The sequence below is a fragment of the Serratia sp. CY33802 genome (assembly GCF_052169095.1).
Taxonomy (GTDB): Bacteria; Pseudomonadota; Gammaproteobacteria; order Enterobacterales; family Enterobacteriaceae; genus Serratia; species Serratia bockelmannii.
Window position 1 is genome coordinate 30,343 of the sequence record NZ_JBJNLL010000012.1, and the last position, 14,690, is coordinate 45,032.

At 58.6% G+C, this 14,690-nt stretch carries 12 protein-coding genes; 10 read left to right on the forward strand and 2 right to left on the reverse strand.

The genetic code is table 11. The annotated features are described in order from the left end of the window. Positions 1 to 147: 147 nt before the first annotated feature. The 5 genes from fhuA to ACJ8HA_RS22975 all read left to right on the forward strand — a co-directional run bounded on the left by fhuA (position 148) and on the right by ACJ8HA_RS22975 (position 6,542). A complete protein-coding gene (gene fhuA / locus ACJ8HA_RS22955) occupies positions 148 to 2,346 on the forward strand; it encodes a ferrichrome porin FhuA (RefSeq protein WP_049296225.1) in 2,199 nt (732 codons plus the stop codon). 47 nt (positions 2,347 to 2,393) lie between these two features. Continuing rightward, complete coding sequence (fhuC, locus tag ACJ8HA_RS22960) at positions 2,394 to 3,191, forward strand: Fe3+-hydroxamate ABC transporter ATP-binding protein FhuC (RefSeq protein WP_060434503.1); 798 nt, start codon at positions 2,394 to 2,396, stop codon at positions 3,189 to 3,191. Continuing rightward, positions 3,191 to 4,099: a Fe(3+)-hydroxamate ABC transporter substrate-binding protein FhuD gene (gene fhuD, locus ACJ8HA_RS22965; protein ID WP_308369891.1), complete on the forward strand. Its 909-nt coding sequence runs from the start codon at positions 3,191 to 3,193 to the stop codon at positions 4,097 to 4,099. Before fhuC ends, fhuD begins: the two co-directional genes overlap by 1 nt. Continuing rightward, positions 4,096 to 6,084: a Fe(3+)-hydroxamate ABC transporter permease FhuB gene (gene fhuB / locus ACJ8HA_RS22970; protein ID WP_442515532.1), complete on the forward strand. Its 1,989-nt coding sequence runs from the start codon at positions 4,096 to 4,098 to the stop codon at positions 6,082 to 6,084. The genes fhuD and fhuB overlap by 4 nt, the downstream gene beginning before the upstream one ends. Positions 6,085 to 6,389: 305 nt before the next feature. Further along, positions 6,390 to 6,542, forward strand: a complete 153-nt coding sequence (locus ACJ8HA_RS22975; RefSeq protein WP_004937610.1) for a Hok/Gef family protein — start codon at positions 6,390 to 6,392, stop codon at positions 6,540 to 6,542. A gap of 123 nt (positions 6,543 to 6,665) precedes the next feature. On the opposite strand, the gene metK is transcribed toward ACJ8HA_RS22975, so the two are convergent. Next, complete coding sequence (gene metK, locus ACJ8HA_RS22980) at positions 6,666 to 7,820, reverse strand: methionine adenosyltransferase (RefSeq protein ID WP_016926681.1); 1,155 nt, start codon at positions 7,818 to 7,820, stop codon at positions 6,666 to 6,668. Positions 7,821 to 8,718: 898 nt separating this feature from the next. Between metK and speA the strand changes: the two genes are divergently transcribed. The 3 genes from speA (at position 8,719) to ACJ8HA_RS22995 (ending at position 12,301) form a co-directional block, all read left to right on the forward strand. Next, positions 8,719 to 10,695 (forward strand): biosynthetic arginine decarboxylase, encoded by a 1,977-nt coding sequence (gene speA, locus ACJ8HA_RS22985; protein WP_004937600.1) that lies wholly within the window; start codon positions 8,719 to 8,721, stop codon positions 10,693 to 10,695. A gap of 194 nt (positions 10,696 to 10,889) precedes the next feature. Next, a complete protein-coding gene (gene speB / locus ACJ8HA_RS22990; protein ID WP_004937606.1) occupies positions 10,890 to 11,810 on the forward strand; it encodes an agmatinase in 921 nt (306 codons plus the stop codon). A 338-nt stretch (positions 11,811 to 12,148) separates the two neighbouring features. After that, positions 12,149 to 12,301 carry a Hok/Gef family protein gene (locus tag ACJ8HA_RS22995; RefSeq protein WP_049203456.1) on the forward strand — a complete coding sequence of 51 codons (153 nt, stop codon included), beginning with the start codon at positions 12,149 to 12,151 and terminating at the stop codon, positions 12,299 to 12,301. A gap of 110 nt (positions 12,302 to 12,411) precedes the next feature. On the opposite strand, the gene ACJ8HA_RS23000 is transcribed toward ACJ8HA_RS22995, so the two are convergent. Further along, positions 12,412 to 13,653, reverse strand: coding sequence for an MFS transporter (locus ACJ8HA_RS23000; protein ID WP_049296214.1), 1,242 nt, complete (start codon positions 13,651 to 13,653; stop codon positions 12,412 to 12,414). 398 nt (positions 13,654 to 14,051) lie between these two features. On the opposite strand from ACJ8HA_RS23000, the gene ACJ8HA_RS23005 reads away from it, so the two are divergent. Continuing rightward, entirely contained in the window at positions 14,052 to 14,369 is a 318-nt protein-coding gene (locus ACJ8HA_RS23005; RefSeq protein WP_004937614.1) for a non-heme iron oxygenase ferredoxin subunit, read from the forward strand. Positions 14,370 to 14,371: 2 nt separating this feature from the next. After that, positions 14,372 to 14,680: a recombinase-like helix-turn-helix domain-containing protein gene (locus ACJ8HA_RS23010; protein WP_004937617.1), complete on the forward strand. Its 309-nt coding sequence runs from the start codon at positions 14,372 to 14,374 to the stop codon at positions 14,678 to 14,680. Positions 14,681 to 14,690 lie beyond the last annotated feature (10 nt).

Below are 14,690 nucleotides of genomic sequence, written 5' to 3' on the forward strand. Positions count from 1 at the left end.
AACTGCATGGCTAAGCGCCTAATCCTTAACCTATTTGCCCTATGAATTCGGCTTGCAGTTTAATTTGGCTTCTGCATAAAATGCGACGCTTATAATAATTATTATCGTTTACATTCGTCATTTAATAATTCATCAGAGAAATAAATCATGCCGACCAAGCGTCTTTCATCATCCGCGGCCAAGCAGGGCCGTCTCCCCGTCAGCGCGTTAGCGATCACCGTCGCTGCGGCGTTAGGCACGCTGGCGATGCCAGCTTTTTCCGCCGACGCCAAGCCGGCCGCCAAGGAAGACACGATTACCGTTGTGGGCGGCAGCAATTCCGCCCAGCAGGAAAGCGCCTGGGGGCCGGTCGGCACCTATGTCGCCAAACGTAGCGCCACTGGCACCAAAACCGATACGCAGTTGGTAAAAACACCGCAGTCAGTGTCGGTTGTGACACGTGAGCAGATGGACATTTTACAGCCAACCTCCGTCAAGGAAGCTCTGGGGTACACACCTGGGGTGATGGTCGGTAGCCGCGGTAGTTCCAACGTATATGATGCAGTCTACATTCGCGGTTTTGGTTCAGTTAACCAGAATGAATATCTGGATGGATTGAAGCTGCAGGGGGACTACTTTAACGAAGCCTCTATTGATCCCTATTTCCTGGAGCGTGCAGAAGTTTTACGTGGCCCTTCTTCTGTGTTGTATGGTAAGAGCAGCCCTGGCGGAATCGTTTCTCTAGTGAGTAAGCGTCCAACGAATGAGCCTATTCGTGAAGTGCAGTTTAAAATGGGCACTGACAGCCTGTTCCAAACTGGTTTCGACTTCAGCGATGCGTTAGATGAAGAGGGCAAATATGCGTTCCGTCTGACTGGATTGGCGAAAGATGCTAATGACCAGCAGGACATGGCTAAAGTCAAACGCTATGCTGTTGCACCATCATTCAGTTGGCAGCCAGATGATCATACTAATTTAACCTTATATTCTTACCTGCAAAACGATCCTAATATGGGCTACTACGGTTGGCTGCCAATGCAAGGAACGGTGCAACCTGCACCTTATGGCAAGCTGCCCACTAATTTCAATGAGGGTGAGAAGAGCAACTTTTATTCCCGCCAGACGCGAATGTTTGGTTACAGTTTCTATCATGACTTAAATGATACTTGGACTGTGCGTCAAAACTTACGGTATATGCAACTGCATACCAATCAAAATAATGTCTATGGTAATGGAGTTGCAGCCGATAACGTTACTTTAAACCGTAACTATATCGTTTCTAATGAGCGGCTGAACAACTTCAGTGTGGATACTCAAGCTCAGGCTAAGTTCGCTACAGGCCAGGTGGAACATACGTTACTGAGTGGCGTAGATTTCATGCGCATGAGCAATGATATTGAGGGCGGTTGGGGTGTTGCAAGTACGCTTAACCTTGCCAACCCACAATTCGGTAATTATACAAAAGGTGCATTGAATCGTACTAGTAAAGTCGATGGGCAACAGCAAATCGGTATTTACATGCAAGAGCAGGCCGAATGGAATAATTGGGTTCTGACAGCCGGCACTCGTTACGATTGGGCCAAAAGTACGGTCGAAGATCGTGTCGCAGACAGTTACAGTAAGCAAAAAGATCACCAGTCTACAAACCGTATTGGTCTTAACTATCTATTCGATAATGGCATTTCTCCATATGTCAGCTATGCACAGTCCTTCGAGCCAAACGTGGGAGCTGCATATGGCGGTAAAGCTTTTGTTCCATCCAAAGGGGAGCAATATGAAGCTGGCTTGAAGTTCATGCCTAAAGATAAACCAGTTTCTGCAACCATCGCGATCTATCAACTGACTAAGTCGAACAATCTGGTAACGGACGTTCAACACGCCAATGAAGGCTGGTATCAGCAGCAAACGGGGAAAATTCGTTCACGGGGCCTTGAGTTGGAAGGCAAAGCTGCATTGAATGCCAACGTTAACCTATTGGCTTCATATACTTATACCAATGCAGAGTATACCGAGGACACCACGAATAAAGGTAATACGCCAGCTATCATTCCTAAACATATGGCATCTCTGTGGGGAGATTATACTTTCCATGAGACGGCGTTGAGCGGTCTAACCTTTGGTGCGGGTGTTCGTTATACGGGGTCATCATTCGGTGATGAAGCCAATACTTTTAAAGTACCGGCTTCTACCGTGTGGAATACCGTACTTAAGTATGACTTGGCTCGTTTTAACTTGCCGGGTTCTTCGATCGCTCTTAACGTGAACAACCTGTTTGATAAGCAATATGTGTCCAGTTGCTTTGCTACATATGGTTGTTTCTGGGGCGCAGAACGCCAGGTGGTCGCCACCGCAACCTTCCGTTTCTAACCGGATAGCCGGGGCGGCGCCGCGTCGCCCCGGACAAAGCAGGATCTATGCAGGACAAACTTCTTAATCCCGGCGCGGCCTTCGCGCTGGATAACGCCAGCTTCGCCGTCCCCGGCCGGGTGCTGCTGCAACCGCTGTCGCTCAGTTTTCCCCAGGGCAAAGTCTGCGGCCTGATCGGCCATAACGGTTCCGGTAAATCCACCCTGTTGAAACTGCTCGGGCGGCACCATGCGCCCAGCGGCGGCCAGGTCTTGCTCAATCGGCAGCCGTTGGCGCAGTGGGACAGCAAATCCTTCGCCCGCCAGGTGGCCTACCTGCCGCAGCAGTTGCCGGCGGCGGAAGGCATGACGGTGCGCGAGCTGGTGGCCGTCGGCCGTTATCCGTGGCATGGCGCGCTGGGGCGTTTTGGCGCCAACGATCGCCAGTTGGTTGAAGAGGCCATTTCACTGGTGGGGCTGAAGCCGTTCGCCAACCGGCTGGTGGACAGCCTGTCCGGCGGCGAGCGCCAACGCGCCTGGCTGGCGATGATGGTGGCGCAGGACAGCCGCTGTTTGCTGCTTGACGAACCGACGTCGGCGCTGGATATCGCGCATCAGGTTGAGGTGCTGGCGCTGATCCAGCGCCTGAGCCGCGAACGCGATCTCACGGTGATCGCTGTGCTGCACGACATCAACATGGCGGCGCGCTACTGCGACCATTTGGTGGCGCTGCGCGGCGGTGAAATGATTGCCCAGGGCGGCCCGTTGGAACTGATGCAGGGGCCGGTGCTGGAGCAAATTTACGGTATTCCTATGGGCACGTTGCCGCATCCGAGCGGCGGCGCGCCGGTGAGTTTTGTCTACTGATGTCCTCTGCATTCACTTCTTCTCACGATCCGCTGCGCCGCCGTTTGTTGATGGCGCTCGCGCTGTCGCCGCTGTTGGGTTCGTTGCCCGGGCGGGCGGCGGAGGCGCCGCCGGATATCGCGCGCGTTGCGGCGCTGGAATGGCTGCCGATCGAGCTGCTGTTGGCATTGGGCGTGACGCCGCTGGCGGTGGCCGATGTGCATAACTACAACCTGTGGGTGGCGGAGCCGAAGCTGCCGGCGACGGTGGTCGACGTCGGCCAGCGCACCGAACCGAATCTCGAACTGCTGCAGCAGCTCCAGCCTTCGCTGGTGTTGCTGTCGCAGGGCTATGGCCCGACGCCGCGAAAAATCCAACCCATCGCGCCAACCATGAGCTTCGGCTTCAACGACGGCAGCGGCAAACCGCTGACCGTCGCCCGCCAGTCGCTGCTGGCGCTGGGCCAGCGGTTGGGCATAGAAAGCCGGGCGGTAAACCACCTGGCGCAGTTCGACCGCTTTATGCAGGACGCCCGTCAGCGCCTGCAAAGCTACACCCGCCAACCGTTGCTGCTGTTTTCCCTGATAGACACGCGCCATGCGTTGATCATCGGCCAGAAAAGCCTGTTCCAGGAAGCGATGGACCAACTGGGCATCCGCAATGCCTGGCAGGAGCCAACCGACTTTTGGGGCACGGCGGTGGTGGGGATTGAACGGTTGGCCACGGTGCGTAACGCCCGAGTCATCTATCTCGATCACGGCAATCAGGCGATGATGGACAAGGTCAGCGCGACGCCACTGTGGCAGTCATTGCCCTTCGTGCGGCAAAACCAGCTGTGGCAGGTGCCGGCGGTGTGGTTCTACGGTGCTACGCTGTCGACGATGCGGTTTTGCCGCCTGTTGGCACAGGCTCAGGAGAGTGCGGCATGAATGCGGGCATCCGGAAATTACCGCTGACGCTGATCCTGCTGTTGCTGGCGGCGGCAGGTGGCCTGACGATATACAACCTGACGCAGCAGCTGCCGCCGGCGCAATGGGCGCGGGCGCTCAGCGCGCCGGACTTCGACGACGTGCGGCAAATGCTGTTCCATTACAGCCTGCTGCCTCGGTTGACGGTGTCGCTGTTGGCCGGCGCCGGCCTGGGGTTGGTCGGCGTGCTGTTCCAGCAGGTGTTGCGCAATCCGTTGGCGGAACCGTCGACGCTCGGCGTGGCCGCCGGTGCGCAGCTCGGCCTGACCATCGCCACGCTGTGGGTGCTGCCGGGGGGCGAATTTACCCGCCAGCTGGCCGCTATGGTGGGTGCGATTGTGGTGGGCGGGCTGGTGTTCGGCGTCGCCTGGGGCAAGCGGATGTCGCCGGTGACGCTGATTCTGGCCGGGCTGGTGTTGGGACTGTACTGCGGCGCGGTCAACAGCTTGTTGGCGCTGTTTCATTACGATCAGCTGCAGGGCATGTTCCTGTGGGGCACCGGCGCGCTGAACCAACAGGATTGGAGCGCCGTACAGTTCCTCCTGCCGCGTTTGCTGGTGGCAGGCCTGCTGGCGGCGCTGTTGCTGCGCCCGCTGACGCTGCTGGGGCTGGACGACGGCGTGGCGCGCAACCTGGGGTTGGGGCTATCGATGGCGCGCTTCTGCGCCTTGGGGCTGGCCATTATCTTCAGCGCCATGTTGGTGAGTGCGGTGGGCATTATCGGCTTTATCGGCCTGTTTGCGCCGCTGATGGCGAAGATGCTGGGCGCGCGCCGCCTGGCGCACCGCATGATGTTGGCGCCGTTGCTGGGGGCGCTGCTGCTGTGGCTGACCGATCAGGTGATGCTCGGGGTGACGCAGGTGTGGCGTGAGATCCCGACCGGCGCGGCCACTGCGCTGTTCGGCGCACCGCTGCTGCTGTGGCTGTTGCCGCGTTTGCGCAGCGCCACCACGCCGCCGCCGATGAACCTTGGCGACAAGGTGCCTGCCGAGCGCGGGAATCTGCCCGGCTGGATCCTGCTGGGTGGCCTCGTATTGCTGATCGGTCTGACGCTGGCGCTGATGCTGGGCAAAAATGCCGGCGGTTGGCACTGGAGCCTGGGTGCGGAGCTGGATTCCCTGCTGCCGTGGCGCTGGCCGCGGGTGCTGTCGGCGCTGGCGGCGGGCATGATGCTGGCGGTCGCCGGCACGTTGATCCAGAAATTGACCGGCAACCCGATGGCCAGCCCGGAAGTGTTGGGGATCAGCTCCGGCGCCGCTTTTGGCGTCGTGATGATGCTGTTTATGGTGCCGGGCGACGCCTTCGTTTGGCTGCTGCCCGCCGGCAGTTTGGGAGCGGCCGCTACGCTGCTGATCATCATGATCGCCGCAGGCCGCGGCGGTTTCTCGACGGAACGCATGCTGCTCGCCGGTATCGCGCTCAGCACCGCCTTTACTACCGTCATCTTCCTGCTGTTGGCCAGCGGCGATCCGCGTATGGGGGGCTTGCTGACCTGGCTCTCCGGTTCGACCTATTCGGTGGAGCCGGCGCAGGCGCTGCGTACCGCGCTGGTGGCCGCCGGCCTGATGGTATTGGCGCCGCTGTGCCGCCGTTGGTTGACCATCCTGCCGCTCGGCGGCGCCACCGCCCGCTCGGTGGGCATTGCGCTGACGCCGGCGCGGTTGACCATTTTGTTGCTGGCTGCCACCCTGACCGCCATGGCGACCCTGACCGTCGGGCCGTTGAGCTTTGTCGGGCTGATGGCGCCGCATATGGCGCGTATGCTGGGCTTCCGCCGCGCGCTGCCGCAAATGGTGATCGCCGCGCTGCTGGGCGGCTTGCTGATGGTGTTTGCCGACTGGTGCGGGCGGATGCTGCTGTTCCCGTATCAGATCCCCGCCGGGTTATTGGCGACCTTTATCGGTGCGCCGTACTTCGTTTATCTGTTGCGTAAGCAGACGTCGTAAGCCTCGCTCCCACCTTGCTTTCTCTGCCCTCAATGGCCCTGCGTTGCTGGGCCTTTTTTCAACGCTTTGCAAGGCGTTGTGTGCCGCTACGCAAGAAAGACATTTAACGTGAAAAGGAACGTGGGAAGAGAGGGGGAGGTGAATATACTGCGGGCGGGTGCTCTGGATCTTTGTCTCTGGAGCCTGCGTGAAAGATACAAAGAGAAAAGCCCCGAGTCGATATCCATCAACCCGAGGCCTACTCTAACGCACGACAACGTTAAGTTAGCCTCTTACCCGCCGCGAGGCAAGGAGAAGAAGGCATGATGCCGAACAAACGGAGCCTGTTAAAATTGGTGGTTATTTGTGCCACGGTAATATCACTGGCATGGATAACCCGCAGCACGCTGTGTGAGCTGCGTATCCGATCGGGCACTACGGAGGTTGCGGCCATTTTGGCTTACGAATCCGAACGGTAAGGCAACCCGGCGGCGGGGGCTTTGCCTCCGCTGGCCGGCAGTCGATGCGTTGATCCAGGAGCACCCATCCGTTCAAAAAAAACGGCGAGCCTTGGCTCGCCGTTTTCATGTTGATGTCGGGGCTTATTTCAGGCCGGCGGCATCGCGCAGCAGTGCGGCTTTGTCGGTCGCTTCCCACGGGAAGTGCTCGCGGCCGAAGTGGCCGTAGGCGGCAGTTTCGCGGTAGATCGGCTGCAGCAGATCCATCATCTGGATCAGGCCGTATGGGCGCAGATCGAAGAATTCGCGCACCAGCAGCGTCAGCTGTTCGGTTGGCACTTTCTCGGTACCGAAGGTTTCCACCATGATGGAGGTCGGTTCCGCTACGCCGATAGCGTAAGACACCTGAATCTCGCAGCGATCGGCCAGGCCGGCGGCAACGATGTTTTTCGCCACGTAGCGCGCCGCGTAAGCCGCGGAACGGTCAACCTTGGACGGATCCTTACCGGAGAAGGCGCCGCCGCCGTGGCGAGCCATGCCGCCGTAGGTGTCGACGATGATCTTACGGCCGGTCAGGCCGCAGTCGCCCATCGGGCCGCCGATAACGAAACGGCCGGTCGGGTTGATGTGGTATTTGGTGCCCGCCGTCAGCCATTCCGCCGGCAGTACCGGCTTGATGATCTCTTCCATCACCGCTTCTTGCAGATCTTTCAGCGAGATGTCTTCTGAGTGCTGGGTGGACAGCACCACGGCGTCGATGCCGACGATTTTGCCGTCGTCGTACTGGAAGGTCACCTGGCTCTTCGCATCCGGGCGCAGCCACGGCAGGGTGCCGTTTTTACGCACTTCGGACTGGCGCTGCACCAGACGGTGCGCGTAGGTGACCGGTGCAGGCATCAGCACGTCGGTTTCGTTGGTGGCGTAGCCAAACATCAAGCCCTGATCGCCGGCGCCCTGCTCGAGAGGATCGGTACGGTCAACGCCCTGATTGATGTCCGGGGATTGCTTGCCGATGGCGCTCAATACTGCACAGGAGTTGGCGTCAAAGCCCATGTCCGAATGAACGTAGCCGATCTCGCGCACGGTCTTGCGGGTAATCTCTTCGATATCGACCCAGGCACTGGTGGTGATTTCACCGCCGACCAGCACCATACCGGTTTTCACGTAAGTTTCGCAGGCGACGCGCGCTTTCGGATCTTGTTCCAGGATGGCGTCGAGGACGGCATCGGAGATCTGGTCGGCGATTTTATCGGGATGTCCTTCGGAGACGGATTCGGACGTGAAGAGGTGTTTAGCCATTGTGTTCTTTACCTTGCATAAGACGGGTTAGAAATTACTGCACAGCGCTGGAGATCCGGCATCGAAGCGAAGGGTCTTCCGCTGATGGCGCGAGATGCATCCTGCAACGCCCCTCAGGCAAAGCCGTTAAGCAGTTTATCAGTTAACCAGTATAGATGGATTAACATCTGGACGTCTATTTTAGGTCAGGGTTTAGCCAGATTGCCAGTAATTTTTTGCGCTTTCGCTCTTTTGCGCAAACGGGTTGGCGCCATTTTCATCGCTTGAAACAGTTTTCGGCGAATTTTCATTTTGCTTTTTCACCTGCTTACCGGTATAAACTGCGCGCGCGGTTCATTTGCTGCACAGTACGGCGGTCTGGCGTGGGGGAAGGTGCGATAAACTTCCGCTTTGCATTCGCCAGCGTTGCGCTATTATCCGTCGCGGGCGTTCGCCGCTTCATCGAACGGTCACGTTCTAACACTATATTTAGAGGCTGGGTCGTTCACTCCGAACGGCGCGCGTGGAGGTGGTTGGATTAATGATCCGTTGTCTACCGGTTGTTGGTTCTCAACAGCAGTGCCGTTCTGGCGCACATTCTTCTGCTATTTCCCGTCTTGTCTCTCTGTCACTTACCAGGTGCGATAAACACTTGGCCGCTACTCAGGATTCTCGGGCCGGCTAACGGTCGTCTGAAGAACTGAACAAGGGTAGCCTGCAGCCTTCCTGTGGGATGTTTCTTGGCCCGATTCACGAGGTTTGAACAGGGTGTCTTACAATTATATGAGTGATAAACCGATCGCTGACCGCGAACGGCAGTTCTCTTCGCTGCCGCCGGCGCGGCTTGTTGGGTTGTTCTCGCGGGTTGTAGCTGCGATAGTGGCTGACGGTTTCGTCAGTGCGGAATGTGAGGCGAACCATGTCTGATGATCTGTTGATTCACCGCCCGCCGGTTGCGGGCGAGTCTTTATCTTTGCGCTCCATGCAGGAGGTTGCCATGAATGATCGTAATGCCAGCAAGATGCTGCGTACTTATAACGTCGCCTACTGGGGCAACAATTACTATGACGTCAACGAGCTGGGCCATATCAGCGTGTGCCCGGACCCGGATGTCCCGCAGGCGCGCGTCGATCTGGCAGAACTGGTGAAAACGCGCCAGCAAGACGGCCAACGTCTGCCGGCGCTGTTCTGCTTCCCGCAGATCCTTCAGCATCGCCTGCGCTCTATCAACGCCGCGTTCAAACGCGCGCGTGAATCCTTCGGCTACCAGGGCGGTTATTTCCTGGTGTATCCGATCAAGGTGAACCAACACCGCCGCGTGATTGAATCGCTGGTGAACTCCGGCGAACCGCTGGGGCTGGAAGCCGGCTCCAAGGCCGAACTGATGGCGGTGCTGGCGCATGCCGGCATGACCCGCTCGGTGATCGTCTGTAATGGTTATAAAGATCGTGAATATATTCGTCTGGCGCTGATCGGGGAAAAGCTGGGGCACAAGGTGTACCTGGTGATCGAGAAGATGTCCGAGATCAACCTGGTGCTGGAAGAGGCCGAGCGGCTGAACGTCATACCGCGCCTGGGCGTGCGTGCGCGTCTGGCATCGCAAGGCTCCGGCAAATGGCAGTCGAGCGGCGGCGAAAAATCCAAGTTCGGTCTGGCGGCGGTGCAGGTGCTGAAGCTGGTGGAAACCCTGCGTGAAGCGGGCCGCCTCGACAGCCTGCAGCTGCTGCACTTCCATTTGGGTTCGCAGCTGGCCAATATTCGCGACATCGCCACCGGCGTGCGCGAATCGGCGCGCTTCTACGTTGAGCTGCACAAGTTGGGCGTCAACATTCAGTGCTTCGACGTGGGCGGCGGCTTGGGCGTCGACTACGAAGGCACCCGTTCGCAGTCCGATTGCTCGGTCAACTACGGCCTGAACGAATATGCCAACAACGTGATTTGGGGCATCGGCGACGCCTGTAATGAACACGGCCTGCCGCACCCGACGGTGATCACCGAGTCCGGTCGCGCCGTGACCGCGCACCACACGGTGCTGGTCTCCAACGTGATTGGCGTCGAGCGCAACGAGTTCAGCGAACCGCAGCCGCCGGAAGCCGACGCGCCGCGCGCGCTGGAAAGCATGTGGGAAACCTGGCTGGAAATGAACGAGCCGGAGAACCGCCGCTCGCTGCGCGAATGGCTGCACGACAGCCAGATGGATCTGCACGACGTGCATACCCAATACGCGCACGGCATGCTGGACTTGACCAAGCGCGCCTGGGCCGAGCAGCTGTATCTGAACATCTGCAACAAGATCCAGCAGCAGCTCGATCCGAGCAACCGCGCGCACCGTCCTATCATCGACGAACTGCAAGAGCGCATGGCGGACAAGTTCTACGTCAACTTCTCGCTGTTCCAGTCGATGCCGGATGCCTGGGGCATCGACCAGCTGTTCCCGGTGCTGCCGCTGGAAGGGCTGGATAAGCCGCCGGAAGGCCGTGCGGTGCTGCTCGACATCACCTGCGACTCCGACGGCACCATCGATCATTACGTCGACGGCGACGGCGTGGCGACCACCATGCCGATGCCGCCATACGATCCGGAGAACCCGCCGGCGTTGGGCTTCTTCATGGTCGGCGCGTACCAGGAGATCCTTGGCAACATGCACAACCTGTTCGGCGACACCGCCTCGGTTGACGTGTACGTGTTCCCGGACGGCAGCGTCGAGACCGAGCTGTCCGACGAGGGCGATACCGTGGCGGACATGCTGGAGTATGTGCAGCTCGATCCGAGCGCGCTGCTGTCCAAGTTCCGCGATCAGGTCAAAGAAACCGATCTGGACAGCGAGCTGCAGGCGCAGTTCCTGGAAGAGTTTGAGGCCGGTCTGTACGGTTATACGTATCTGGAAGACGAGTAACCGCCCTCTTCAGGGGGGCGCTGTTGACCCCCTTGAAGCACGAACAAAATGCGGCCATAATCTGCCGTATCGGTAGCACCGAAACAAACATCGAACAAATCCCTTTCTCGTCGGGCTAACGACGCGGGAGGGATTTTTTTTTGTCACGGCCCGGCATCTGCGCCCGGCAACTTGTTGAACTACGAGGGTTTACTATGAGCACCTTAGGCCATCAGTCCGATAATTCATTAGTGTCCAACGCCTTTGGTTTCCTGCGCTTTCCGCTGAACTTCATGCCTTACGACAGCGATGCAGAGTGGGTCATCACCGGCATTCCGTTTGACATGGCGACCTCCGGTCGCGCCGGCGGCCGCCATGGCCCGGCGGCCATCCGTCAGGTGTCCACCAACCTGGCCTGGGAAGGCAACCGTTGGCCGTGGAGCTTCGATCTGCGCGATCGCCTGAACGTGGTTGACTGCGGCGACATCGTGTTCAACTTCGGCGATGCGCAGGACATGAGCGACAAGCTGCAGGCGCACGCGGAGAAACTGCTGAAAGCCGGTAAGCGCATGCTCTCGTTCGGCGGCGACCACTTTGTCACCCTGCCGCTGCTGCGCGCGCACGCCAAGCATTTCGGCAAGCTGGCGCTGGTGCACTTCGACGCCCATACCGATACCTACGCCAACGGCAGCAAGTTCGACCACGGCACCATGTTCTACCATGCGCCGAATGAAGGCCTGATCGATCCGCACCACTCGGTGCAGATCGGTATTCGCACCGAGTTCGATCACGACAACGGCTTTACCGTGCTGGACGCCGCGCAGGTGAACGATCGCAGCGTGGACGACCTGCTGACCCAGATCAAGGGCATCGTCGGCGATATGCCGGTGTATCTGACCTTCGACATCGACTGCCTGGATCCGGCGTTTGCACCGGGCACCGGCACACCGGTGATCGGCGGCCTGACCTCAGATCGCGCGCTGAAACTGGTGCGCGGCATGCAGTCGCTAAACATCGTCGGCATGGACGTGGTGGAAGTGGCGCCGGCCTATGACCAGTCCGAGATCACTGCGCTGGCCGCGGCGACCCTGGGTCTGGAGATGCTGTACCTGCAGGCGGCCAAGAAACACGCCTGACGCTTGGCCACGCCTCGCTGAAAAAGCGGCTCCCATCGTATGGGGCCGCTTTTTTTATTTCATTTGTCTGTCGCCATCCGCACTGCGATTTTCAGCCTGTTGCAACGCCTTTGCGCAATCCTGCGCAGAAATGAAACTGAGTCAGTAAAAAGGAACCGGGATAACGGGGAGGATGAATATACTGCGCGCGGGTGCTCTGGATCTTTGTATCTAGAGCCTGCGTGAAAGGTACAAAGAGAAAAGCCCCGAGTCGATATTCATCAACCCGAGGCCTACTCTAACGCCAGCAACGTTAAGTTAGCCTCTTACCCGCCGCGAGGCAAGGAGAAGAAGGCATGATGCCGAACAAACGGAGCCTGTTAAAACTGGTGGTTATTTGTGCCACGGTAATATCACTGGTATGGATAACCCGCAGCACGCTGTGCGAGCTGCGGATCCGATCGGGCAACACGGAGGTTGCGGCCATTTTGGCTTACGAATCCGAACGGTAAGGCAACCCGGCGACGGGGGGTGTCCCCCGTCTGCTGGTTGTTGGCGTCCAGATCCATGAGCACCCTCTCAAGGCCATTGGCTTTCTCTGCCGCAACGGTGCGGGAACAGGCTATGCCCGTTTCACCTGGCGCGCCAGCAACATGCGGCTAAACAGCGCGCCGCCCGCCAGCAGCGTCAGCAGCTGTGAGGCAATCAGTACCGCAAAGCCCGAGGACACCTTGCCCTGGCTGGCCATCACCATGCCCATCGCCATCGGCACAAACGCCGAGAACAGATTGCCGATGCCGTTGATCAGACCATAGGCGCTGCCGACCGCCTCCGGCCGCGCATAATGCTGCAGCAGCGTGGGGATTGCCGCGCCCTGTGCGCCCCAACAGGCGTTGGCCGCCAGTAGGAAGAAGGCGATCCAGCCAAGCTGATGGCTGTTCATTACGCCATAGATGCACAGTGCGGTCGCCGCGCCGCCAAAGACGAAGATCAGTGGCGCCTGATAGGGGCGGATACGATCGAGCAGCACGCCGCCGAGGTATTTTGAGGCGATGCTGACGATGAAAGGCAGTGCGGCCATCCATCCCATCTGCTTGATGGAGAATCCTTTTTCATCAGTCAGGTAAGCCGGCAGCCAGGCGCTGGATCCCCACAGGTAGCTGAGCGTGGCGATCTCGATCAGCAGGATCCAACCGAGCATCGGTGTGCGCCAGGCCAGCGCGAAGGTGTGCCAGACGCGGCTCAACACCGGCTGAGGATCGGCGGGGCGTGAAGATGAGGGTAAGGCGAGCGGATGAACGAACAGCCGCACCAGCGCCAGGCCCAACAGCAGGTTGAGCAGCGCCAGCAGGTGAAACGACATCGCCCACCCGAAGTGCGCCATCAGAAAACTCACCAGCGGAAAGCCGATCACCAGCCCCAACGAGACGCCCAGCGCGCTGACCGCGTTGGGTTTGCCGCGCTCGTCGGCGGCGAAATGATCGCTGATGTACATGGTCTTGAGCGAGAACAGCGGCCCTTCGCTGACGCCAAGCAACGCGCGCACCGCGCACAGCAACAGCAGCGATCCCGCCAACGGCGAGGCGGCGGTGAGCAGCGCCCACAGCACCACGCTCAGCGTCAGCGCGCGGCGGTAACCCATCAGCGTTTCCAGAAACGGCGTCAGCAACATGGCGGACAGGCCGTAACCGAGTAAAAACACCGTCATCAGCGTGCCCTGATGGGCGCGGTCACCGCCGAGTTGAAAGTGTTGCAGGAAGTCGGGATTGACCAACATCACGGCGATATTAACCCGATCTGCATAGGCGATAACGATCAGAAACAGCAGGGCGATCACCCCAAACCAGCGTTGACGTTGTTGCACGGCGCGTTCCTCAGTGCGAGCGGTTGACGAATTCAGGCAGCAGTAAACTCGCCCGCGGAGGCCATTACGCGTAAACGCGGGGGACGAGGCTGATTAATGTAAATTAATTGTTATTAAATTGAGTGTAAAAGACAGTGAGAAAACACTTTTACGCGCAATGCGCCGCCGGGATCAACGCATTTTTTGCCATAAATTAGCGGAAGAGCGCACAACTGACATAGGTTTTTCATATCGGTGCATGATTTCGTGATCCCTCCCGCATTTGTCATTTTTAAACAACCTTTCATTAACATTTGCCCTTCCGCTCGCTTGACGAAAGTTTCGCCAGACTTATAGTGGCTGTATTAAATAAGAAACTGAGTTTCATATATGAAACAATCAGATAGAGGATAAAAGCAATGAGCTGGAAGAATGTGTGCGAAGTGTCTCAGGTGAAAGAAGATTTTCCTTTCTCCGGCAAAGTGGAAGGAAAAGAGATCGGGGTGTACCTGCTCGACGGTAACTACTACGCGCTGGAAGACGTCTGCCCGCATGCTTATGCCTTGCTCAGCCAGGGGTTTGTAGACGACGGCAAGGTTGAGTGCCCGCTGCACGAAGCGCTGTTTGACGTGCGCACCGGCCAGTGCCTGCGCGAGCCAGGCGGCCGCGATCTGCAAACCTATCCCACCCGGGTGGTCGACAACCAAATCCAGATCACCTTTATCGCGGAGGAGTAATCATGCAGCACATCACCGATTTCAATCCCTGGCTGCCGGACACCCAACAGGTGACGCCGGCCCGCGAAGGCGGCAACGGCCAAATCCATCAGCCGGGCCAGTTCCGCAATGTCATCTGGCAAAACCGCGCCCGGGTGCCGGACGGTTTCGAAACCGCGCTGGTGGCGGCGCTGGAAACGATCTTCGATCAGGGGGCGGAAGAGCTGGAGCAGATCGTCAGCGCGTTGAATCAGCGCCGCCTGTTCGATCGCAGCGGCCAACCGTGGAATGAGGCGACGTTCCGCGAATTCCTTCACGTTAACGGTTTCTGAGCCACATCCG